General features: G+C 42.9%; 20 protein-coding genes. 11 read left to right on the forward strand and 9 right to left on the reverse strand.

All coding sequences use genetic code 11. From position 1 onward, the window contains the following. The first annotated feature begins 9 nt into the window (after nucleotides 1-9). Nucleotides 10-858, forward strand: a complete 849-nt coding sequence (locus A0256_16045) for a short-chain dehydrogenase/reductase (protein AMR34584.1) — start codon at nucleotides 10-12, stop codon at nucleotides 856-858. A 71-nt stretch (nucleotides 859-929) separates the two neighbouring features. Here A0256_16045 and A0256_16050 read toward each other — a convergent pair whose 3' ends face one another. Then, entirely contained in the window at nucleotides 930-2210 is a 1281-nt protein-coding gene (locus tag A0256_16050) for a hypothetical protein (GenBank protein AMR32821.1), read from the reverse strand. A 30-nt stretch (nucleotides 2211-2240) separates the two neighbouring features. Further along, nucleotides 2241-4748, reverse strand: a complete 2508-nt coding sequence (locus tag A0256_16055) for a TonB-dependent receptor (GenBank protein ID AMR32822.1) — start codon at nucleotides 4746-4748, stop codon at nucleotides 2241-2243. 227 nt (nucleotides 4749-4975) lie between these two features. Between A0256_16055 and A0256_16060 the strand changes: the two genes are divergently transcribed. Then, nucleotides 4976-6907 carry a hypothetical protein gene (locus tag A0256_16060; protein ID AMR32823.1) on the forward strand — a complete coding sequence of 644 codons (1932 nt, stop codon included), beginning with the start codon at nucleotides 4976-4978 and terminating at the stop codon, nucleotides 6905-6907. A gap of 76 nt (nucleotides 6908-6983) precedes the next feature. Further along, entirely contained in the window at nucleotides 6984-8234 is a 1251-nt protein-coding gene (locus A0256_16065; GenBank protein ID AMR32824.1) for a hypothetical protein, read from the forward strand. On the opposite strand, the gene A0256_16070 is transcribed toward A0256_16065, so the two are convergent. Next, entirely contained in the window at nucleotides 8231-9106 is an 876-nt protein-coding gene (locus tag A0256_16070) for a hypothetical protein (GenBank protein AMR32825.1), read from the reverse strand. The two genes, A0256_16065 and A0256_16070, sit on opposite strands and share 4 nt — an antisense overlap. Before the next feature lie 425 nt (nucleotides 9107-9531). On the opposite strand from A0256_16070, the gene A0256_16075 reads away from it, so the two are divergent. Beyond that, nucleotides 9532-10140: a 2OG-Fe(II) oxygenase gene (locus tag A0256_16075; protein AMR32826.1), complete on the forward strand. Its 609-nt coding sequence runs from the start codon at nucleotides 9532-9534 to the stop codon at nucleotides 10138-10140. A gap of 62 nt (nucleotides 10141-10202) precedes the next feature. Here A0256_16075 and A0256_16080 read toward each other — a convergent pair whose 3' ends face one another. Continuing rightward, a complete protein-coding gene (locus tag A0256_16080) occupies nucleotides 10203-10901 on the reverse strand; it encodes a hypothetical protein (protein ID AMR32827.1) in 699 nt (232 codons plus the stop codon). Nucleotide 10902: 1 nt separating this feature from the next. Further along, a complete protein-coding gene (locus A0256_16085) occupies nucleotides 10903-11967 on the reverse strand; it encodes a hypothetical protein (GenBank protein ID AMR32828.1) in 1065 nt (354 codons plus the stop codon). Nucleotides 11968-12121: 154 nt separating this feature from the next. Between A0256_16085 and A0256_16090 the strand changes: the two genes are divergently transcribed. From A0256_16090 to A0256_16110, 5 genes are all read left to right on the forward strand, one after another. Continuing rightward, entirely contained in the window at nucleotides 12122-13792 is a 1671-nt protein-coding gene (locus A0256_16090) for a hypothetical protein (protein AMR32829.1), read from the forward strand. A gap of 73 nt (nucleotides 13793-13865) precedes the next feature. Then, nucleotides 13866-14339 carry a hypothetical protein gene (locus A0256_16095; GenBank protein AMR32830.1) on the forward strand — a complete coding sequence of 158 codons (474 nt, stop codon included), beginning with the start codon at nucleotides 13866-13868 and terminating at the stop codon, nucleotides 14337-14339. Between the two features lie 148 nt (nucleotides 14340-14487). Next, nucleotides 14488-15897, forward strand: a complete 1410-nt coding sequence (locus tag A0256_16100; protein ID AMR32831.1) for a uronate isomerase — start codon at nucleotides 14488-14490, stop codon at nucleotides 15895-15897. 32 nt (nucleotides 15898-15929) lie between these two features. Next, a complete protein-coding gene (locus A0256_16105) occupies nucleotides 15930-16589 on the forward strand; it encodes a ketohydroxyglutarate aldolase (GenBank protein ID AMR32832.1) in 660 nt (219 codons plus the stop codon). An 11-nt stretch (nucleotides 16590-16600) separates the two neighbouring features. Further along, nucleotides 16601-16828: a hypothetical protein gene (locus A0256_16110; GenBank protein ID AMR32833.1), complete on the forward strand. Its 228-nt coding sequence runs from the start codon at nucleotides 16601-16603 to the stop codon at nucleotides 16826-16828. Between the two features lie 170 nt (nucleotides 16829-16998). Here A0256_16110 and A0256_16115 read toward each other — a convergent pair whose 3' ends face one another. Continuing rightward, nucleotides 16999-18312 carry an RNA helicase gene (locus tag A0256_16115; GenBank protein AMR32834.1) on the reverse strand — a complete coding sequence of 438 codons (1314 nt, stop codon included), beginning with the start codon at nucleotides 18310-18312 and terminating at the stop codon, nucleotides 16999-17001. Between the two features lie 375 nt (nucleotides 18313-18687). On the opposite strand from A0256_16115, the gene A0256_16120 reads away from it, so the two are divergent. After that, nucleotides 18688-19965, forward strand: coding sequence for a fucose permease (locus A0256_16120; protein ID AMR32835.1), 1278 nt, complete (start codon nucleotides 18688-18690; stop codon nucleotides 19963-19965). Nucleotides 19966-20044: 79 nt separating this feature from the next. Here the strand turns inward: A0256_16120 and A0256_16125 are convergent, their stop codons facing one another. From A0256_16125 to A0256_16135, 3 genes are read right to left on the reverse strand one after another with little or no spacing between them, the layout of a single operon-like run. Then, nucleotides 20045-20725 carry an arylesterase gene (locus tag A0256_16125; protein ID AMR32836.1) on the reverse strand — a complete coding sequence of 227 codons (681 nt, stop codon included), beginning with the start codon at nucleotides 20723-20725 and terminating at the stop codon, nucleotides 20045-20047. A gap of 6 nt (nucleotides 20726-20731) precedes the next feature. After that, entirely contained in the window at nucleotides 20732-23284 is a 2553-nt protein-coding gene (locus A0256_16130) for an ABC transporter permease (GenBank protein ID AMR32837.1), read from the reverse strand. Between the two features lie 9 nt (nucleotides 23285-23293). Beyond that, on the reverse strand, nucleotides 23294-23983 hold the full coding sequence (locus A0256_16135; protein ID AMR32838.1) for an ABC transporter: 690 nt from the start codon (nucleotides 23981-23983) through the stop codon (nucleotides 23294-23296). A gap of 154 nt (nucleotides 23984-24137) precedes the next feature. Between A0256_16135 and A0256_16140 the strand changes: the two genes are divergently transcribed. Continuing rightward, the gene (locus A0256_16140) at nucleotides 24138-24842 is read left to right on the forward strand and encodes a DNA mismatch repair protein MutT (protein ID AMR32839.1); all 705 of its coding nucleotides are present in this window, start codon (nucleotides 24138-24140) and stop codon (nucleotides 24840-24842) included. The last annotated feature ends 21 nt before the right edge of the window (nucleotides 24843-24863 follow it).

Raw genomic sequence — 24863 nt, forward strand, 5'->3', positions numbered from 1 at the left:
AAACACAAAATGAATAATCAAAAAACATGGTTCGTAACCGGCGCTTCCAAAGGTTTAGGCTTGACCCTGGTGAAACAATTACTAGATAAAGGTTACAAGGTGGCGGCAACAAGTCGCACCATCAACGATTTGAATAGTGCAGTGGGAGAGCACGGGGATTTTTTACCGCTTGCAGTGGACATAAAAACAGAGGCTAGTGTACAGGAAGCCATCAATCAAACCCTTAAACGATTCGGCAAGATAGACGTTGTGGTAAACAATGCGGGCTATGGCCTTACCGGCAGCCTTGAAGAACTAACCGACGAGGAAGCACGCGAGAATTTTAATGTAAATGTGTTCGGTTCCTTAAACGTGATTAGAGCAGTTATGCCGCATTTGCGCGCACAGCACTCGGGACATATCTTTAACGTTTCCTCTATAGGCGGTTTCACGGGTAATTTCCCAGGCTTTGGCATTTATTGCGCCACCAAATTTGCGGTGCAAGGTTTTACAGAATCGCTTGCCGCCGAAGCGAAAGCGTTTAATATTAAGGCTACCGTGGTGTCGCCGGGATATTTCCGCACAAACTTCCTCCATCCTGATTCATTAAGCACACCAAAGAACGAAATTCAAGAATACAAAGATGTGCGTGCCGTACAAGCTGCTCACCAAAACGAAATCAATGGCAACCAGGCCGGTGATCCCGAAAAAGCCGCCGCGGTGATCATCGCTGTGGCAGAATCGGCTGGTGCTCCTTTGCATCTGTTCCTTGGCGAGGATGCGTATCACCTGGCCTACCAAAAAATGGAATCGGTTAAAAACGATCTGGAAAGCTGGAAAGAAATAACTACTGCTACAGGTTTTGTAGCAGTAGCATAATTCGCAATAATATGATTATGCAGAGCGGCTTAATACACAGCCGCTTTTGCTTTTAAAAGAAAGCCCAAAGGTTAATGAGCTAATACGATCTTGTCAACGGGTAATGGTCGTCTCTTTCTCACCTTTTTATCTTTCTTTTTGATCCTGTCCAGCCACATCATTACACCCGTTACCGGGAAGATCAGTGATAACAAACAAACTATAAAGCTCAGGATCTTGGTTGGGAGCCCAAATACTGACCCGGTATGCACTGGCTTTACCAGGGCTCTTACCCGTTGACCAAAGCTTTTGCTTTGATAACTCGATACGCCCAATTGTTTTCCACTATACTGATCGATGTAATAGGTATCTCCTGTATTTTCTGCCGAACCTCTTGGCTGAATATTAATGGTATATATCCCGGCGGAATCACCCGGTACACGAAGAGTGAAATACGCCGCGGTTTTAAGTGGAACTGCTACAGCCTGCAGCGCCTGGTCGGATGGAAGCGATCGCAACCCTGCAGCATATTTAGATTTTGGGGGTTCCAAATCTTTAGAGGGCTCAGATGCTGTAATAGCATACAAAGCTTTGTTGGCCCAATCGAAAGACATGATTAAGCCGGTTAGTACAATAACGATTAAAAATACCGAGGTGTAAAACCCGAATACGATATGCAGATCATGGGTAAGGCGTTTAGTGCTGCCACCCCATTTGATCTTCATTCGCTGACGCATGATATTGAGTGTTTTAGGCCACCACAAAATCACCCCGGTGATCAATATAAATAAAAAAATAACAGTAGAAATGCCTACTATTTTGTTGCCAAAACTGTCTTTACCAGCCAATAAAAAGCGATGCAGCATTTCTACTGTATTTAAAAACGATTTGCGCTTATTGAATTGCCCCAGCACATCGCCTGTATACGGATTTACATAAATGGTTAAAGATGGTTTCTTGCCTTGTCCAGGCTTTTTGCTTTTATCATTGTCCTTTGCTTTAAGCTGTTTAGCAGTTTCCTTACCGTCGTTGCTGCTCTTACCTTTTTGGCCTTTATTGTCGGGCAACGTTATATTGATCTCAACAGCTCTCTCTGGTTCATTATAAACCATTATCGAGCTCAGTTTGGCCTTAGGGGATTGCTTTAAAGCGTTTTGCGCGAGCGCAGACAGCGGTAAGCGTTCACCCTTTGCTTCCACGAAATATCGTTGCGGGTACAATAAATGGTTAATCTCTTTCTCAAAAACCAAAATTGTTCCGGTGAGGCACGAGCAAAAAATAACCAAACCTGCGGCAAGGCTCAGGTACAAATGGATATTACGGAAAAATATTTTCATGCGGCTGGTTTGAAAAAGCCGGGACATGCAGCGCACGCCCCGGTTTGTATTGTTTATTAGTATATTTTAAAATTTATAGCTCAATGTAGTTAAAAACTGTCGCGGTGCAATTGGGTTAATGCTATAATTTTCGTGCACATTCCAATTAAGAACATCACCTATGTTTGATATTTTACCGATGATGGAGATTTTCTTATACGTATAGCCAATAGAGGCATCTACTGTAGTAAATTTTGGAACATAAACGAGTCTTGATCCGGTTTGTGATTGGCCCACAGTATTCAAGAAGCCAGAAATACGGTTACCCAGGTAAAATACCGAAACACCGGCTCTGAAACCTTTCAGGCTGCCATCTAAAAAGTTGTAAAATGCGCTGGCGTTGGCGGTATGTTTGGGTACGTTGAGTAGCGGCTGGCCAGCTATAACACTGCCCGTAACAGTTGATGTTTTGGTATAACGTGCATTAGTATAACTGTAACCGGCTAACAGATCAAGGCCCCTTACCGGGTGCCCGGCAATATCTAATTCTACTCCGTCGCTTTTGGTCTCGCCGCTGAGCACTTTAATATTGGTGTTGGTGTTTGGTGTTACCCCATCTGCCTGGAAAGGAGCCGTTTGCGCCAGGTTGTTGTTTAAAATTCGGTAGGCGGTTACATTGACAGATAAATTACCGTTCAAGAAGTCATTCTTCACACCGACTTCATACTGCCCGATGATCGACGGATCTACAGGGTTGTTGTTGATATCAACACCTGTATTAACTACGAAGGAGTTGGAGTAACTGGCAAATAGTGCAGTATTTTCTTGTGGTTTGTACACCAACCCAAACCGGGGTGAAAACGCTTTATCTGTCTTACTTTTTGAGGACGCAACTGCACCGTAACTTGAAAGTGAATTAACAGTTGTTGGCGCAATGTACTGATAAGACCAGCGGATGCCCGCCAATACCTTTACTTTTTCGGATAGGCTGATGAGGTCATTGAAATATGCCCCGAAACGATCAGTGTTGGTAACAATGTCATAAAACGGATTCATGGATGGCATATCAGTACGGGCGGTATACTTGCCTAGGTCGAAAATATTTATTTTATCATACGTGGAGCTTTTAGTTGTTCCATCGGCATCCAGATAGCTGGATACACCGCCTGATGCAACAACTTGATTTGCGCCGTTCACCGTATTGATATTAGCAACGTATGTATAGTTGTCGTTCTTGTATTTATCAGCATCCATACCTGCTAATATATTATGTTTAAGAGGGCCTGTATTAAACTGGCCGGTTATGTTGATCTGGCCAGTAATATAGTCCTCGATAGTTTTAGTACGGTTTAACGGGCGCGACCAATCGCCGCTGGCATCAGGTTGTACGCGTTCTGTTGTTTGATACTGCCTGTCGAAGTATTGGTAGGAAACCCCGCCATTTATTTGCCACAAACTGTTTAGCTGATGATTTACGGTTACGGTAGCCGTAGACTGCTTTGTTTTACCGGTAGACCACCGCGGACTAAGGTATCGGTTACGGGGAACGTTAGCAATGATGTTATTCACCTGGCCAGTGCCGAAATCGGGAGTGAAGTCATAATCCAGGTGGTCGCCTTCAACAATGATGGTTGTTTTATCGGTTGCTTTGTATAGGAGCGAAGGGTTGACATAAATCCGTTCGTTCTTGACCACATCCCGGAAACTTTTTGAATTTTCGTATGTACCATTTAACCGGTAAGCTAGTTTTGAACTTATTGGTCCGTAAATGTCTACAGTGGGTTTAAAAAGTTCATAACTGCCATAGGTCATAGAAACCTGGCCGCCTTGTTCAAATTTCGGCTTTTTAGTAATCATATTAAGAACTCCGCCAGGCGCAACATTACCATATAGCAAAGCCGCACTGCCCTTTAAAATTTCAACCCGCTCTAATGAGCTGATCTCTGGCATTGCCCCGGAATTTACTCTGAAGCCATTTTTGAACATGTTGGTACTGGAGAAGTTATAGCCCCGCGCAGCAAAGGTTTCCTGTGTGTTGCCACGTGCGCTGTATAAGTAAACGCCGTTAACGTTTTTAATTACATCGCTTAAACGCAAAGCTTGCTGTTGATCCAAAACGTCGCGGCCAATAACAGATACGCTTTGCGGGAGATCAATAGGGGCAACGGCCATTTTACCAATGCTGAGGTTTTTGCGGTTGATGGTTTTGGTAGATGAAACAGTTACTTCATTCAAACTATTGGCATCGTCTGCTAAGGTAAAGTTTGCGGTTGTAATATGGTTAGCGGTTACGGTAACACTTTGCTCATCAGATTTTGCTCCCGTAAATGAAATTTTAAGGATGTAGTTACCGGGTTTAATGTTGTTAAACAAGTACGAACCATCATCTATGGTCATGGTTGTTTTATTAACGCCCTTTAGCGTCACGGTTACAAATGATGCAGCTTTACCGTCTGCCGTTTTAACAAAACCGGTTATTTTACCATTGTTACCTTCGTCGTCATCGGCCTTCACTGTGAGGCTATACAGAGAGCAAGTAAGAATTAGTAAAAAAATACTTAATCGTTTTAGATAGGGATGTAGGATTATTTTCATTAGTTATTTATATTAAGTCTAATTAAGCGCAAAAATAGCCTTACAAAGTTAAATTGCAAACTTTATTTAGAATAATTTTAAATAAGCTATTTAGGGTATACGTCTCCTGTAAAAAAAAGCGCCTATAGGCAATTTTTACAGTTTAGGGCCTAATAATTGTTGGGGAATTATTTAAGATGAGCACATTCCCGAGCAACTTTAGTCCGGAACAGTTACTGGACATACTAATGCAATCCAAAACGGCCACTGCCATACACAGTACCGATGAAATGATAATTGAAATGGCCAATGATAGTATGATCGCTATCTGGGGGAAGGATAGAAGTATAATCGGTAAACCAATTGAAGATGCTTTACCCGAATTAAAAGGACAGCCATTCCTAAAAATGTTGCAGAGCGTGCTGCATACGGGACAAACAATATCCGGCAGTGATACCATGGCGGAACTAGTTGTAGCAGGTGAGTTACGTCAATTTTACTTCGATTTTGAATACAAAGCAATAAAAGACGATCGTGGAATGGTCATGTGTGTATTGCACACCGCCCTTGATGTAACCGAACGGTACCTCAGCCGTTTGCGCGAAAAAGAATTGAATTCTGAGCTTAAAGCAATTAACGAGGAACTGGCAGCAGCGAATGAAGAGCTGGTTTCTACAAATGACGAATTGGGAGAATACCAACATACGCTATTGCAGCTTAATGATAATTTGGCTGCAAGCGAAACCGAATTGCAATTTGCAATTGATGCTGCCAGTTTGGGCACATGGGATCTTGATCCGGCAACCTATCGCTTTTCGGGGAATGAGCGCTTAAAATCATGGTTCGGCCTGAAGGCAGACCAGGAAATAGAACTTAGTAAAGCAACTGATATTATCGCAGAAAGCGACAGAGAAAGAATAATAGAAGCGATTAGCTATGCTATGAACCCAGCGTCGCGCGGTGTGTACGACGTAGAGTTTACGATAATTAATCCACAAACCGGGCTTCCGCGCATTGTGAAAGCGAAAGGGAGGGCTCTTTTTGATCCAGACGGAAAACCTGTCCGTTTCAGTGGCACCTTACAGGATATAACCGAAGAAAGAAAGGCGCAGGAAGAGTTGAATGAAACCAACCAGCGCCTCAACATTGCGCTTGATGCAGGTAAGTTGGGATCGTACGATATTGAACTGGATAGCGGCCATATTATTTGCACCGATCAGTTTAAACTTAATTACGGCCAGCCAATTAATAAGCCCTTTAATTTTACAGGGCTGATGCAAGCGGTTAATCCGGATTATAGATCGTATCTGCAACAGCAGTTAGAAATTGCTATTGCAAATCATAGCATATACAATGCAGAGTATCAGATAACATGGCCAGATGGTTCTTTGCACTGGGTTAGTGCATCGGGTACGCCGCGTTATGATGAAAATGCAAATGCCATTAGAATGGTAGGTGTAACCTACGACATTACCGAACGAAGGCAATTGGAGCAGCGTAAAGATGACTTTATCAGCATTGCCAGTCATGAACTAAAGACACCTGTTACGAGTTTGAAAGCCTCTTTGCAATTGCTGGATAGAATGAAGGAAAACCCAACGGCTCCAATTTTTACCAGGCTCATTGAGCAAAGTAACCGAAGCATGGAAAAGATCACCAGCCTTATTGAAGATCTGTTGAACGTTAGCCGAATGAACGAAGGGCAGTTGCAATTGAATCGCTCTGTATTTAACGTGGGTGATCTGTTAAAGTCTTGTTGCGATCATGTACGGGTTACCGGTAAACATGAACTCGTTTTTCATGGCGACCCGAATACCATGGTCTATGCGGATGAGCACCGGATAGACCAGGTTGTAGTCAACCTGGTTAATAATGCGGTAAAATATGCGCCAAACTCGCGGGAAATCTATTTTCATGTATCTACAGAAGGCAAGATGGCGAAGATATCGGTAACAGATGGTGGCCCTGGCATTTCTCCGGAGAAATTGAGCCAGTTGTTCAATCGCTACTATCAGGCCAACTCACAGGGTTTCCAAAATAGCGGGCTGGGATTAGGACTTTACATCAGTTCGGAAATTGTTAACAGGCACGGCGGCCAAATTGGTGTGGAAAGCGAATTAGGTAAAGGGAGCACTTTTTGGTTCACTATTCCTTTACAACCGAATGCTAACTTAAAGTAAAATAATTCAACTGGTTGTTGTGAATTATAGAAACTATAGTAACAACTATTATCTTTGCACAAACTATTGATAACCATTGGCTAATTCGTATCCAATCCTTAATAATGAAGAAGACCGTTTAGAGGCACTGACATCTTACAATTTGTTGGACACGCTGCCCGAGGATGATTTTGAAGAACTGACCGCATTAGCATCAGAAATATGCCAAACTCCTGTGGCATTGATCAGTCTCATTGATGACAAAAGACAATGGTTTAAATCTATTGTAGGGTTTGACGCCGCTGAGACAGCTAAAGAGCATGCATTTTGCGCCCACACCATCGCCCATGATAACGATATTATGGTGGTTCCGGATGCCCGGGAAGATCTTAGGTTTGCAGATAACCCGCTGGTAACCGGTAATCCAAATATTGTTTTTTATGCTGGGGTACCACTGGTTAACCAGGATGGCTTTGCTTTAGGGTCCTTGTGCGTGATCGATAAGACACCCAAAGAATTGTCTCAAAGACAAATTAAGTCTTTAAAAGTGTTGGGTAAGCAAGTACTTGCTCAGATGGAACTAAGGAGGAAAGTGGAGACACTGGAAAAGGCTAATCAGGACCTTCTAGAAACCAATGCTTTTATTCAGAAGTTTGCCAGCACAGCTGCACATGATATTAAGAACCCCTTGAGTAGTATACTACTTACATCGCAGGCACTGCAGATGCGTTTAAGGAAATTAAACGATGATCAAAGCCGGAATCTGGCAGAGATCAATATTACAGCAGCAAGAAAACTGCTTGGTTTGGTGGACGATATGCTGGAATACTCGTCAGCACCTGCCAGTTTGCTGAACAATCAGAAATCGTTGCAAATGAATGCCCTGTTAAAAGGAGTTGTGGCGCTGATTGATGTGCCTCAAGGTATTACTATTAATCTTCCAAAAGTAGATCATTCCATCACCTGCTCCGCTATTGCGCTGGAGCAAATTTTCTTAAACCTGTTAACCAATGCCATCCGTTACAACGACAAAGCCGAAGGACTTATCAGTATCATGTTTAGGGAGGAGGGAGAACGCTATCATTTTAAGGTTTCGGATAACGGCATAGGTATTGAAGAAAAAAACCTCGAAAGAATTTTCCATAAAGAAGTTACCTTAAATGAAACTGATCGTTTTAACAGTAAGGGCACAGGCATTGGTTTATACACGGTTAAAGCGCTGATAGAAAAATTACTTGGCAAAATCTCAGTATCTTCCAGGGTTGGATCCGGCACCACTTTTGAATTTTCTATCCGTAAGAATGTAGAAGTTGATGAAGCCGATATTGCCAAAATAAAAACTGTTTAAATTTCTGTTAATACTTTTTCCAGCTGCTTATTAAACTCATCCGGTGCTTCGATCATTGGGAAGTGCCCGGTGCCGCGCACAGTATAAAGTTTAAAAGGGATGTTGTTTTTTATCAATCCGGTGGTGTCTGTAGGCTGGTAATCACTGTTGATCATAAATAATTTTTTCTTCAATTTCATGAGGTTGGGCGCTTCGTTATAAATGCCTTGTTCCTGCGATGCAACTGCAACTATTGTATCGGCATGCGCCACATCATTTAATATCCGCATTTTAATCGGCTCGCTTGTGGTTTTAGAAAAAAGGTCATGCTTAAACCAAGACAATACCACTTTTTTAAAATCTCTTTTCATCATAGCAATAGCACCTGCAAATTCTTGTTTATCCTTATCCGTAAATTTGCCTCCCACGCCTTTAAAATTATCCACTCCTACAATACCGATTACTTTATCAGGTTCATTAAGCGCCGCTTGTAATACTATGCTTCCTGCCATTGAATGACCTACCAAAACTACTTTTTTTAATTTGAGCTGATCCATTACTGCGTTTACATCACTTGCAAAAGCCTGTGTATCCCAGTTGCTTCGGTTTTTGCCCGATTTGCCAAAGCCGCCCAGATCAAGTGCTACTACCCGGTATTTTTTCCCAAAATGGGATACCTGCTGATCCCAGTACGTTTTGTTAATGCACCATCCGTGCGCAAAAAGTAAGGTAGTATCGCCGTCGCCGGTATCGGTATAATCGATATGAAGATTATGATTTCGAACATCTATATTAGCCTTAGCAAAATTGACATGCCTTGATGGTCTCGTATGTAAGCATGCGACTTGCAGCAACACAACGAATGATAAAAGTAATAGGCGAAATGATTTCATTATGTAAGGTTTATGACCGCAATTTAAACAATTGCTTTGATCAAGCCATCACCCTATATTTCATTTAACTTTATTTAACATTTTCGAAATTAGAAACAGGTTAACAGAACGTGTATGGCAAAAAAACATTACAATTTCGGTTGAAACATCAACCGTTGATTCCATTGCGGCGTACGTCCTCGCAGACGGGTTTGGGGCATTTATCAGTAAGTCGTTATATATCCATCTTGGGCCACAATTCGACCAGGTTTTTGGCGATACATATAGTAAACTAGTTAAAGGGTTATGTATTTTAATAATTGATTGTCTGACACTTTACCGGCTTTACCGAAAGAAAATATTTATAAAGATTTAGGTTGATTATCTTATAAAGGTTGATAGTTGAAGTGACAATACTTTAACTCCTGCAACGTTAATATGGCCTGATGGAACAATTGAGTTTTTTTAACGGGGGATTGCAAAGCCCAAAGCTGCCGGTGGAGCTAATGGAGTACAAACCTGAATTTTTTAGCGCCGGAGAGGTTGCGGAATTAACACCGAAATTAAAGAGTACGATCCGATGGACCCAGGAAACGATACAAATGTATGGCAAGCTTTTAAATACACCCAGGCTTACCGCATGGTATGGTGATAATAGTAAAACATATGCATTCTCCGGGAAAAAGTATGACCCTCATCCCTGGACACCGGAGTTATTGCTTATCAAAGCGCGGGTTGATGCCGCCTGCGGAATAACGTTTAACAGCGTTCTGCTCAATTTATACCGTAATGGTAATGACTCGGTAGCCTGGCATGCCGATGATGAGCCTGAGCTCGGCAAAAACCCTATGATTGCTTCAGTAAGTTTTGGGCAGGTACGCCGTTTTGATGTCAGACACAAAAGCGACCATACCTTGAAATATTCAGTAGACTTGGAAAACGGTTCACTGCTCATTATGCGCGGCGATCTGCAGCATCAGTGGGAGCACCAGGTGCCAAAATCTGCAAAAGCTTTGAGAGAACGGATCAATTTAACTTTTAGGGTCATCAACTAATAGTTGTGATCCGATCTCGTATTAATTAGCCTGCTAGGATGTTTGAAAATTCAGCAATCGGGTTATTGTAAATTCAATCTCAGAAAAACCTTATCCCGGTAGGATTGACCGATTGGCAGATCTTTGTTTGCCACCCTTAGGATATTCCCCTCAGCAAATTGGATGTGTGCTGTGTTCACCAATGTGCTACGGTGGATACGGAGGAATTTATTACTCGGCAGTAATTGTTCCAGTTTGGTGAAGGTCATGTAAGTGACATGAGTTTGCATTGTCGTGTGCACTTTCAGGTAGTCACCGTAGCCCTCCACGTAGGTAATCTCCGGCTGATTTACTTTTACCAGCCGCCTGTCTATTTTCAGGAAAAGGTAGTTTGCTTCATCAATGGGTAACGGGGCATTAGCCTCGGCTATTTTTTTTGGGGCAACCTTCTGAATCGCTTTAATAAAGCGTTCAAAAGTGATAGGTTTCAATAGATAGTCTACAGCTTCCAATTCGAAGGCATCAACCGCATAATCGGTATAAGCCGTTGTAAAGATCACTCTTGGCGCATTTTTTAACGAGCGCAGGAAGTTGATGCCGGTTATGCCCGGCATCTGAATATCTAGAAACATCACATCAACTTTTTGCTCATGCAAAATAACAAATGCCTCTACTGCGCTTTGGCAAATCCCCACGCAAATAAATCCAGGCATTTGGTTTACGTAGCCTTCCAGCAGTTGCCTTGCTAAGGGTTCGTCGTCAACAATGATACAGTTGATCATCTTATTTCAAATGGATAGTAAGTGTTACCGTAAAAATTTTGTCGGCTTCATGAAGCGTAAGCTGGTACCTGCCAGGATAAAGCAACTCCAGTCGCTTACGCACATTCCGGATGCCGATTCCGCCAGCCGGCTGATGGTCTGCCTCCGCCACAGGGTTGGCCGTTTGGAAGATCAATTCATCCTCATCCATAGCCAACACCAACTTTACCCACTTTTCCGCAAGGTTCTTTTGCAATGAGTGTTTAAAACTGTTCTCGATCAAGGGAAGAAACAACAAAGGCTCGATCTCAACGCTCCCGATATCGCCCTGAATTAAAAACTCAATAGCGTCCGGATTATCATGCCGTACATTTTCGAGCTGGATATAACTACGGATAAAACTGATCTCCTGCTGCAAACGTACCTTATCCTGCTGGGCATTGTAAAGTACATAACGCATAATACTGCTTAGATCGGCAATCATACCAGGCGTTTTTGGCGAACCCTGCATACTTAAAGCGTATAGATTATTGAGGGTGTTAAAAAAGAAATGGGGCTGCACCTGTGATTTGAGATGATTAAGTTCCAGTTTAAGCTTTTCTGTTTCAGAGGTGAAAAGGATGTGTTGGTTTCTAAAAAGTAGCCTGATGACATAAATGGAGGTAGCTGCTGCCAACACGAGTGTGGTGTAACCAAGTGTTTGGTGGAAATATCCATGCTTGAAATCGCCGGGATAACCCGATTTGAGATTGTATTTGTAACCTTCGGGGATAAAGGGTAAAGCGATAGTAATTAATGCGGTTGCACGATTCCAGAGTTCGTAAACTCCCAGGTAAGCAGGAAACAAAATCATAAAAAGCCAGTTGCGGCCTTTACCAATGGTGAGTGGGAGATAAAGGCGGTAAAAAAGAACAACTACAGGCAGGCCTATAATATTTAAAAATACCAGGCTAAGCGTAAAGCTTAAATCGCTCCAGATCTGGCTGCCCACTGCATAAGGGGAAATAATACCTACGAACAACAAATAGGACATTTCGGCCACAAGGCTTTTTTGTTTGTAATTGAGCGATGCAAAGGAAAAACGCATGGGTAAAGGTAGACTTGCTGATGGGAAGATAGCAGTTTTTTCGACGAATCACTGGTTTAACACGGTGAATTTTTTGCAAACACATTGAACGAATAAATAGCGCACTTAATCTAATACTTTTTCAAAGCAGACGGGGGAACCGCAAATTTGAGGCATGAAAAAATACGTCGCCTTTATCATTATCATAATCATTTGCCGGGGCAAATCGCAAGCACAAAATCAACTCCAAATAAATAACCTGGCCACCTTCACAAAAGTTTGGGGCTTTTTAAAATACTATCATCCAGAGGTGCAAAAGGGCAGGCTAGACTGGGATTTGGAGTATGTAAAGACAGTATTAACTATTAAGAAAATTGATCAGAAAAAAACATTTAATAGCGTTATAATCAACTGTTATCTATCATTACCTAAAGCAAAGATTAGTAATCAATATACCCAATTAAAGAGCGATTCTATTTTGCAGATATTTAATGAGCAGGATTTTGTGGATATGAATATACCTGCCTCTCTAAAGAAAAATCTGGAGGAATTATATCAGCATCACCTACCAGATTCCAGCAAATATGTCGACAATATTTACAACGGTTACAAGCTTGATTATGTGTACCACAAAGAAGAGCCATACGCTGCCCCAGCCTTCCCGGATGAGGGGCACCGGTTGCTTGCGCTTGCCCGGTGGTGGAACATCATTACCTATTTTTACCCCCATAAAGCAAAGGCAGCGCCTGATTGGGATGCAACTTTAACCGAGTTTATTCCACAGATGATTGCCGCCGCAAATGCCAACGAATACAGGGAAACTTTCCTGCGCCTCATTAATAAATTAAAAGACAGTCATACATGGTTTAAACAAAAAGAATGGAATGCGGCCCACGGCGATTTTATGAATGTTCCTTTCGATGTCTATTATGCGGGAGGTAAATTTGTGATCGGTTACAGCAAATACGATTCGCTGATGAAAGCAAATGATCTGAAGATCGGCGACGTAATTGTAGCTGTAAAAGGATTGCCGATAGCCTACAGGCTTAAGCAAGTTGCCAACTATACCACGGGTAGTAACAACGCTTCTTATTACCGTGATTTAGGCAGAAATATTTTCAGACTTGATTCAAACACTAATCTGCAAATAACAATAAGCAGAAATGGAAGACTTCAGAAAAAAAACATAAAGCTTTATACTTACGGCCAGCTTTATCAATATCGCCTTAAACATCTGCCCCAAATTGCGCAAAAATTGGGCAATGGTATCTGGTATGTCCGGTTTTGCGAGATCGGGAATACAACGGCACTGAAAAAGATGTTCAATGACATTAAAGATGCCAAAACGGTGATTTGGGAGATGCGCGATTATCCCAGTTTTCAGATTACCGAGGCCATGTGGCCCGGCCTGATCGCCAAACGCGTGTTTGCTAGCGCGGATTATAATGCTGTGCTGGAATTCCCGGGAACCTTTAAAAAGGCATCAGGGCAGATTCCTTCCGCGCCGGACACGCTTGGTTTACCATTATTTAATGGCAAACTGATCGTTTTGGTGAACGAACAAACTCAGAGCCTTGCCGAAAGTGTGGCCATGGAATTACGCAGCCGGCCCAATACCGTTATTGTAGGGCGGCAAACCGCTGGCGCAACTGGTAATATGCTTTTTACAGATTTTCCAGGTGGCATAGAAGCTTCATATACAGCGGTTAAAGTCGTGGGAGCTAATGCGAGTTTTGAACAGGGAAGAGGTGTGAAGATTGATCAGAAGATTAAATTAACACCGGCAAATATTGCTTCGACATCGGATTATCTTCTTTCACAAGCTTATCAAATGGCCTTAAAATAAAAAAGGATTGTACCAGCTAATATTTTAATTTTGAGCCGAAGCCCCTTTTTATAAATATAACCAATCCAATCGTATGAAAGCCATCTCTTTATGCATCATTTGTCTTAGTTTCTCTATAGTTACTCTGGCGCAGTCTGCCATTAGGCCAGCCGAAGCCGGTGTAAACTATGGCAAAGTGCTTACAGCCGATCATGCTTTGACCACCGAAGCCTTACAAAATACATTAAGTACCGATTCCGCTTACCTGGGGAAGGTTACGGGTATTGTGGTAGAGGTTTGTAAAAAGAAAGGCTGTTTTATGAAATTGGCTCAGGGCGACGGAAAAACCATAATGGTTCAATTTACCGATTACGCCTATTTTATGCCGCAGAACATCGTTGGTAAAACGGTAGTGGTAGACGGCCTTGCTAAAGTGAAGGAAACATCTATAGAGCGACTAGTGCACTACGCCAAAGATGCGGGTAAGAGTCAGGCCGAAATTGCGGAGATCACAGCACCTAAAAAGGATATCTTTATTATGGCTGATGGGGTCCTGGTAGTAAAATAAGTAGATAAGCCGTAAATCGACATTGCCTGCTTAACAGGTGCAGGCTGTTATTTTGCTGCTTTTGCGTTCTTTCTGTTTACGTTTTCGTTAAAATATTTGTGCGATTCGGCAGATTAACCCTATAATTACAAATTCCCGGAAAATTACCATGAAGACCTTTCTTAACGAGGATTTTTTACTGCAAAGCAATACGGCTAAACAACTATACCATGACTATGCGGCTCCTATGCCCATTATAGATTACCATTGCCACCTGCCCCCAGGCGATATAGCTAATGACATTAATTTTGATAATCTGACTGCTATCTGGCTCCACGGCGACCATTACAAATGGAGAGCAATGCGCACCAATGGGGTAGATGAAAGTTTTATCACAGGTGGCCGTTCAGACAGAGAGAAATTTGAGCAATGGGCAGCCACGGTTCCTTACACGCTTCGTAATCCGCTATATCACTGGACGCATCTTGAACTACAGCGTTACTTTAATATTGATTCCCGCCTGATGCCTTCTACAGCGGATGATATTTACGCTGACTGTACAGCAAAACTGCAAACACCGCAATACAGGGTTCGCAGCCTGATCACTAAAATGAACGTAGAAGTTATCTGCACCACTGATGACCCCATTGACCATTTAGAATATCATAAAAAGATCAGGAACGATAATTTTGAGACCAAGGTATTCCCTGCTTTTCGGCCTGATAAGGCCATGAACAGCGATAATATCCCCGCATTTAATACTTATATCAACCAACTGGAAAAAGTGGCGGATATGGATATCGGTAATTTTTATACTTATATCTCAGCTTTAAAAAAGCGCCATAACTATTTCGCTATCAATGGTTGTACGGTTTCAGATCATGGGATTGATCAGATGTATGCGGAGGACTGTACAGAAAAAGAAGCTGGAGAAATCTTCGGCAAGATAAGAGGTAACCAACCCATTAGTAATAGCGAAAACGTTAAGTTTAAATCTTTTATGTTGCACCAGTTTGCCATTTGGGATTATGAGAAAGGCTGGGTTCAGCAATATCATATCGGTGCGATCCGCAACAATAGTACACGCGGTTTCCGTCAGTCGGGAGCCGATACCGGGCGCGACTCCATCGGGGATTTTCACCAGGGGAAGAGTCTTTCCCGGTTTTTAGATAAGCTGGATGCCGATGATAAACTCGCCAAAACCATTATATACAATATAAATCCGGCGGATAATGAACTGATGGCTACTATGGCCGGCAATTTTAACGATGGATCCATCGCCGGCAAAATTCAGTGGGGATCGGCCTGGTGGTTTCTCGATCAGAAAGATGGGATGACAAAGCAACTGAATGCCCTTTCTAACATGGGCCTGATCAGCCGCATGGTAGGAATGCTGACAGATTCCAGAAGCTTTTTGTCATTTCCCCGGCACGAATATTTCAGGAGGATCCTGTGCAACCTTTTTGCGGAAGATATTGAAAACGGTGAACTGCCGAATGATATCCAGTGGACTGGCAAGATTATCCGCGATATTTGTTATTTTAACGCTAAGAATTATTTTGATTTTGATAAAAAATAGCGTGTCGCAGCGCTGAATAAATACAACAACGCATGGCCAATAAAGAAGCCGTTTTAGACGCAATTATATCACAAGGTATATTACCTCTGTTTTTCTATGAAGATGCAGTGGTGAGCCTTGAAGTGCTCCGTACGCTATACAAAGCGGGTGTAAGAGTGCTGGAGTATACCAATAGGGGCAAAGAAGCCTTACATAACTTTCAGATCCTTAAAAAGGCGGCAAAAGCAGAGATGCCTGATCTGTACCTGGGCATAGGTACGATAAAATCTGGGCAGGAAGCCGAAGTGTTTGTTGATGCCGGAGCGGATTTTTTAGTATCGCCTATTTTAAATAATGAGGTAGCAATGGTTGCAGATGGTTATAAGCTGTTATGGATCCCCGGATGTATGACCCCAACAGAAATCTATATTGCCCAGCAGTATAAAGCATTGCTTATTAAGCTTTTCCCCGCCAATATTTTAGGTCCTGCTTTTGTAGCTTCTATCAGAGACTTGTTCCCCGGACAGTTGTTTGTGCCGACAGGCGGAGTAGAAATTGAAAAAGGTAATATTTCAGCCTGGTTCCGCTCGGGCGTATGCGCGGTGGGTATGGGTAGCAAACTCATTAGTAAGCAGGTGCTTGATGAACGTTTGTATGATCAACTTCACGCAGATACAATCAAGGCATTGGAACTGGTACAGCTGAGTAAATAGTATCTTTGTTTATGGAGCAAAAGCCGAAAGATCCCCTACAGGGCAAAACACTCGAAGCGATATTGAACGCATTGGTAGCGCATTTGGGCTGGGCGGAAATGGGTTATCGGATCCGCATAAATTGCTTCCTGGACGATCCCAGCATTAGCTCCAGCCTCAAGTTTTTGCGTAAAACACCCTGGGCCCGCAAAAAGGTGGAAGATCTTTACATCAAGTACCACGATAAGTTTTCTGATTAGCGCTTTAGGGGGTTGCACCTTTTGTTACGTTCTTAATGATGTTCAGCAACAACATTGTCCGCGTTATTAGTGTATCCAACAACAACCTTTATAACAGGTAAACGGTTGTATAGTTCGATTACTAATTCGCTTGAAATTACTAAATCAGCAAAAGCGACAATGAATTTAATTTAGGAGTGTTTACGCTTGTTATTCATTTTTGCTTTAGTTCCCGAACTGTAATTGTAGGTTTTTGAATTTTCCGGCTTTTTTTCATGGAAAGCTTCGCCCGGCACATATTTGTTTGGATCAACTTTAGCCGGTTGTTTTACCTTTTCGCTCTCTTTCTGCTTGCGGTCCTTTTCTATGACCAGGTCATCCGGCAGTTCGGCGTTTTGCATTTTTTGCCCTGTTGCCTGCTCTATTTTGCGCACCTGGTCCAGTTCAATGTCGGTAGCAAAAGTAATCGCCAGGGTCTCTTCTTCCGTTTCTGCATCGTTATTTACGATGTGACTGATAAAAACTTCCCTGTCCTGCGGAAGGTCGAAGTGGATAATGAAAGGGATACCTCTCAAATCGATAGCTTCAATGCTTTCATTGGCAACAATAAGCACCCGTAGCTGCTCATCGGCTTTAAATTGCTCAATATCCTTTACCTGGTTAAATTCAAAAAACGTGGGACTAAGTACCGCTATCGCTTTCCGCAAACGGTTCTCCAAGCTTTTGTAAAGCTTTTCAGCCGTTAGTTTAGTATTTGCAAACACAACAGTTTTAGTAAACAGCTCTTCATCGTACATAAACAAATTCAGCAGATTTACCTTGGTGCCAAAATTTGGTACGTGATAAAGCATTTGCGGGTGGGTAGCTACTTTTTCTTCCGGCAACTCATCTACTTCTATCAAAGCAGGGTTTACCATAAAGGGAGCAATCATCTTTCCTAACTTGTCATGCATTACCTCGCTAAATACAACGTGCTGGCCCTTGTCAATGCTGTTAGCTAGTTCAACCACGGGTAGTTGCAGGCCTTGTTTAACGATGAGGTGCGCGTCATCGATCACCAAAAAGTTAACCTTATTCAAGTTAAGACCCAGTTTTAGATAAATAGCACGTGCGCGGTCTGGGGTGGCTACTACAATGTCGGCACCGTCCGCCAGTTCATCCATTTGCTGGTCGGCTGGTGTCCCGTTGTGCAGGCTAACTATGCGGATGGAGCTGTTGCGGTTGAAGCGTTCAAACTGGGTAACGATCTCAAGCACCCGTTCCTGGTCTGGAGCAAGAATCAGTGCACGCGGTACGCCATCGGCTTTGTGATTAAAGCGGTTTAGAGTGCCCAGTACAAAAGCAGTGGTTTTACCAGCACCTTCGGGGCCTACACCAATCACATCCTGGCCGCCGGTGATCCGGGTAAGGGTTTTCAGCTGAATTTCTTTTGGAATTTCAAACCCGGCTTCGGTTACCGCTTTTACCAGTTGCTTATTTAGCTTAAATTTTTCTGACCACACCATTACTCAATTTTTAAGGGTGCAAAGATAAGGAAAGCATCTTGCTTTTACTGTAAGGGTGGTAAAGCTTTAAGTGAGTGTGGAATACGAGGCCTTACCCTTTCAATGTTTAAAACTGCATATGCCAGTAATTTAAATGCGAAATGCTGAGGTTGAAACCTCTGATCTGCAACCCGGCAAAATCGTTTGGAAAGGAATTCGAAAGTAAAGCTGCGACCCTCGGCAGACTCGTTTACGGGCAATTCATACATTTCTATGATGGTTTACTAAAGATTTTTATTGGGATACGTCCTGTCAAAGCTATGCTTTGCCGTTAAAGGATGGTTGAATGTTAATTAAATAACTATATTCAGCCCTCGAATTTATCAGTACAAACTAATGTCTAAAAACAACACTTTTGCAGCGGTAGCGCTTATTACTTCCTTATTTTTTCTTTGGGGATTTGCGCTGAACCTCAATCCGATACTTATTCCGCACTTAAAAAAGGCCTGCCAGCTAAGCGATTTTCAGTCGTCGCTGATCGATTCGGCCTCCTATATCGCTTACTTCGTGTTCCCGATACCTGCGGCATTGTTTATGAAAAAATATGGCTACAAAGGCGGTATAGTACTTGGCTTGCTGTTGTTTTCGGTAGGGGCGTTGTTATTTTATCCAGCAGCGGCGGTTCGCAACTATACGTTTTTCCTGGGCGCGCTTTTTATCGTTTTTTCGGGAATGGCCTTCTTAGAAACTGCTGCAAACCCCTTGATAACCGTTTTGGGCGATCCGGCCAAGGCTACGCAACGTATTAATTTCGCGCAGTCTTTTAACGGACTGGCAGCAACCGTAGGTCCACTTATCGGGGGCACCTTTATTCTTTCTGGAAAAACCTTAACAGAGGCAGAAGAGAAAGGCATGTCTGCTGCGCAATTGAATGAATATTTGAACAAAGAGGCATCATCGGTACAAATTCCTTTCGTAGTTATAAGCATCGTAGTGTTTTTGGTAGCAGTAATGGTTTGGCGTACGGCGTTCCCGGTTATTAACGAAGAAAGCGAGATTGATACCGAACAAGTACCGCTAAGTAGCCGAATTGCCGAATTGTTGAGAAACAAACAATTAATGACCGGCGTATTAGCAGAATTCTTTTATGTTGGCGGCCAGGCATGTGTAAGCAGTTTCTTTATCCGCTTTAGCGATAAGGTTGCTCAGATCCCGGAGAAAGCAGCGTCAACTATTTATTTGCCGCTAGCATTTTTCGGCTTTATGATGGGCCGGTTCATCGGCACATTTTTAATGCGTTATTTTAACCCGGTAAAGTTGCTGGTTACATATGCAATCATCAATATCATCCTGATTATAGCTGCGGTGAATCTCTCAGGCATGCCTGCTGTTTATACCCTGATGGCTGTTTGGTTCTTCATGTCCATCATGTTCCCAACCATATTTTCCCTAAGTATCAGGGATCTGACTCCAAAAACTAAAAAGCTAGGATCTTCGCTGGTAATCATGGGCATTGTGGGCGGTGCAATTTTACCTCCGATAATGGGCAAGGTATCAGATTTGTCCAATATCCACACAGCCTACCTTGTTCCCGGTATTAGTTTTGCAGCTATCCTATGGTTCGCACTCAAAAATCTTAAGGCTAAACCTGTTGAGGTAGTTGGAGGGCACTAAAAAATGACTAAATTATAGATTACAACTCCGCATGCTGAAGGTAAATTCAGTATGCGGAGTTGTAATTAGTACTATTTACCTACAACAATCCTTTCAACACCTCCCAAACGTTATTACCTACAATTTTGGCACCTTCGGCAGTAGGGTGGATACCGTCGCCCTGGTTCAGTTTGCGAATACCGGCAACATTCTGCAGTAGAAATGGTACCAGTGTCATTTTATTTTTAGCAGCCAGCTTAGGAAACAAATTTTTAAAATCAGCTGCATAAGCTGCACCCATATTTGGTGGCACCATCATGCCGGCCATCACTAATTTTGCGTTGGGGTATTTGGCTTTTACTTTATCAATGATCCCTTGCAGATTTTTTTCGGTTGATGCAACGGGCAATCCGCGAAGACCGTCGTTCGCGCCCAGTTCCAGTACGAAAATATCTACTGGTTGTTTCAACAGCCAGTCTACCCGGCCCAGGCCACCTGCGGAGGTTTCGCCGCTTAGTCCACCGTTTACAATGCTGTAAGGCAGTTTTGCCGAATCTATTTTGGCCTCCACTACTCCCGGGAAAGATTCGCTGACATCATCCAGTCCGTAGCCTGCCGTTAAGCTGTCACCAAAAAATAAAATGGTTTTCTTCGTTTTGGCTGAAGAACTTGTTGTTTTGGTAGTGGTTGTATCGGAAGCTGTTGATTTACTGCCGCCGCTGCATGCAGCAAGAGATACGGTAAAGATAAAGGCGAAAGCTATTTTGAAATTGTGTTTCATTGTCAATTATGCGTTAGATCTTAATACTTCTAATGGTGGTTTGTTTAAAATTCCACGGCTATTCAGCAGGCCTATAACAACAGTGAGTAATGTAATGATGCCAAAAATAGCAGCTACAGGTCCCCAGTTAATATTGTAAGCAATCTCGAAACGATACTTAGCCAGCAACCAGCTGGATGCTATAGCGATAACAATACCTGTAAGCGCAGATAAAGCGCCAAGGAATAAGTATTCTAATGCGGTAATAGCAAAGATTTGTTTGCGACTTGCGCCCAGGGTTCGCAACAAAACGCTTTCACGGATGCGCTGGTACTTACTGATGCGTACAGATGAGATCAATACGATGATACCCGTAATGATGCTGAAACCACTCATAAACTTGATCACGTAACCTATTTTATCCAGCAATTCATCCAACACCGTCAGGATCAATCCTAAATCGATAATTGATACGTTAGGGAATGCCCGCACAACCGCCAATTGATAATTTGCGGCCGCTTTTTGCGAAGGTACGTGAGTGAGTAACACGCTTGATTGCGGCGCATCTTCCAGCACACCTTTGGGGAAGATCACCTGGAAGTTTGTTTGAATCTTGCTCCAGTTTACTTTGCGTATACTGCTTACGTATGCTGGCATCACCACTCCCTGCACGTTAAAAATCAATTTATCGCCAACTTTTACATTAACCCGTTTTGCAAAACGCTCCTCTGCCGAAACGGGGATATCTTTACCGGGTTCTGCTTTGCCAATAAACTTGCCCTCGGTAATTTGCTCTGAATTAGTCAGGGAGTCCCGGTAGGTTACCCGGTATTCATAGGCAAAAGCTTTTGGCGAGATATGCAGCGTGGTGTCTTTTTTAGCATCGTTTGCAGTTTTACCATTTACCTTTTGCAGCCGCATGGTTACTATGGGTACTTGCGATATCACGGGCAGGCCCTGTTTACGGGTAAGGTCTGCCACACCTTTTTCCTGGCTGTTCTGGATGTCGAACAAGATCATGTTACTTTGGTTCCCACTAGCCGAAAGCGAAACCTGGCTAATCAGCAACTGCTGGATCATAAAGAGCGTAACAATAAAGGCGGTGCTTAAACCGATGGAAACCGTTAGGATGATCGTTTGATTATTTGGCCTGTACAAATTGGCAAAACCCTGCCGCACGAAATAACTCCATGAGCTCATGACCAATAAACGGGTAAAACGGATAAGCAGCCAGGCAGTCGCCGTGAGAATGAGAAACGCGATCAGGATCCCAATCGTGAAAATGATGGCGCCCAGCCAATCCTCCAATTGCAGGTAGGCAAACGAAGCAATAAAGATTAGCACCAGAAAATAAACTAACCAGCGAAAAGGATCACGACTGGTGGATGTATCCTCGAAAGAAAGGCGCAATGTATTGAGCGGAGATATGTTACGGATGTTAATCAGCGGTAGCAGCGCAAACAATACCGAGATGATAACACCTAACAAGATCCCCTGCAAAATAGCCATCCAGGATATACTTACCGATATGGTGAAAGGCAAAAAATCTTTCAGCACCAATGGCAGCAAATGTTGAATGGAGGTACCCAAAATTGCCCCTGCAATGGAACCAATGAGGCCGATGCCGGTAATCTGAATGAGGTAAATCAAAAATGCTTCGGATGCTTTAACGCCCATACAGCGCATAATGGCAATAGAGGCAATTTTTTCGCGGATGTAGATATTGATGGCACTGGCTACACCAACGCAACCCAATAGCAGTGCAATAAAACCAACCAGCGATAAAAACCTTGTCAGATCCCCGAAGGACCTGCCAGTATTTTCTTTCCGGTTTTCTACGGTATCGTACCCGAAATCAGCCTTATCAATAGCGGGTTCTATCTTTTTTACCAGTTTTTCTACATTTACCGATGGATTAAATTTGTAGTAATAGTTGTAATTGATGCGGCTGCCGGTACCAATCAGTCCCGTACCATCCAGGTATTTAAAGGGGATATATACAATAGGCGCAATGCCCGCAGCAATGCCGGTTTGCCCCGGTGCTTTGTTTAGTATTCCGGCAATCAAAAAAGTGGTTTTACCAATTTTGATAGAATCGTTTACGCTGGCATTAAACTGCAGCATCAGCGTTTTATCTACCAAAGCGTACTTGCCAGTTTTAAAAGAATTGCCAGCAATTGTTGGCGTAGTTTCTAATGTGCCATAATATGGAAATGAGCCATCCAGTGCCTTCACCTGCACCAGGCGGGTTCCTTTTGTGCGGGGAAAATAGACCATAGATGCAAAACTGCGCTCCTGTGAGCGGTCACCTCCTAAGGAATCCAGTAACTTTTGCAGCTTTGCATCAGGTTGTTTATTTCCGTTGATGCTTAAGTCGGCACCTATTAACGTAGCCGCCTGGCTGTTTATATCGTTCTGGATGTTGTATCTGAACGAGTAGATGGCAACCAAAGCCGCTATCCCGAACACGATTGAAGAGATAAAAAGCAGCAACCGGCTCCGGTTGCGGCGGCTATCCCGTATGGCCATTTTAACCAGCCAGCCGAAGTTTATTTTGCGGTTATAATTAATGTTATCCATTGTCGCCGCTTAAATTTTAGCTGTTTTTTCATCAGACACCAGCTTGCCGCCTTTGATCTTCAGAATTCGGTGCGTTTTAGCAGCCAACTCCAAATCATGTGTAACCAGTACAAGCGTGGTGCCTGCTTCTGTATTAAGATCGAAAATAAGCTTCACCACTTTTTCGCTGGTTTCCGCGTCGAGATTACCGGTTGGCTCATCGGCGAATAATATTTTAGGCGAGTTGGAGAAAGCTCTTGCCAGCGATACCCGCTGCTGCTCGCCACCCGATAGCTGGGCAGGGTAGTGGTGCCCCCGCTCTGCAAGGCCCACTTTATCGAGCAGGTCAAGCGATCGCGCCCTAATATTCTTTTCGCCGCGCAGTTCCAAAGGCACCATTACATTTTCCAAAGCGGTAAGTGTTGGGAGCAGCTGAAAATTCTGGAAGATAAAACCAACGTATTGGTTACGCACCTGGGCTCGCTTGTCTTCACTTAGCCCGTTAAAGTCAACTCCATTTAATTTTACAATACCTGATGAGGCGCTATCCAGCCCAGCGCACAAACCAAGCAAAGTTGTTTTGCCGCTTCCGGAAGGGCCAACTATCGCGTTGGTTGAGCCGGCATCGATACTGAAGTTGATATTATCTAAAACGGTGAGGGTTCTGCCTGCGCTTTTATAAGTTTTGCTGAGGTTAGCAATATCTAAGATAGTTTCCAATGTTTATGTATATTTTGCTGAACTAATAGTGTAAATATCAAAGTATTATTACGAAGCCGGTGTGTTAAAAAGTTTTTTACAAAAGCATTACATTGTGGTATAGTTTTTAAAATGCTGATATTATTTTTACACTTGTAAATAAACTGTGCGCATAATGGGCGAATACTCCGGAGAAAGTAGGATTTTAGTTGCTGTAGATTGTATCATCTTTGGGTTTGATGGTGCAAAAGTTAAATTGTTACTGGTAAAACGGAGTTTAGAGCCCGAAAAAGGGATGTGGAGTTTGATGGGCGGCTTTATTCATCCAACGGAGAGTCCTGATAACGCAGCTACCCGTGTGCTTGAAGAGCGTACCGGTTTAAAAAACGTTTACATGGATCAGTATATGGTTTTTGGCAATCCTAACCGTGATCCTGTAGAACGTACGCTCTCGGTATCGTATTTTGCACTGATAGATATCCATGAATATGAAGAACAGATAACCGGCGACTATAGCCCTGAATGGTTTTTGCTGGATGAAATGCCTCCGCTAATTTTCGACCATACGGATATGGTTAAACTGGCTTTGAAACAATTGCGCTATAAAGCAGCACTTCACCCTATATTATTCCAGCTGCTGCCAGATAAATTTACTATTCCCCAGTTACAGGCACTTTATGAGGGGGTGTATCAAACTGAATTTGACGACCGCAACTTTAGCCGTAAACTTCTTTCAACAGGCTTATTGGTGAAACTGTCTGAAAAGGATAAACAGTCATCAAAGAAAGGCGCGTTCTACTACAGGCTTGATCAATCTCACTACGAGGAAAATTTTGAGAAGTTTTTAAACCTGGTGCCTAACCCCGATAAGTTTTTTTAACCTGCTGATTGATTTGATGTT

The sequence above is a fragment of the Mucilaginibacter sp. PAMC 26640 genome (assembly GCA_001596135.1).
Taxonomy (GTDB): domain Bacteria; phylum Bacteroidota; class Bacteroidia; order Sphingobacteriales; family Sphingobacteriaceae; genus Mucilaginibacter.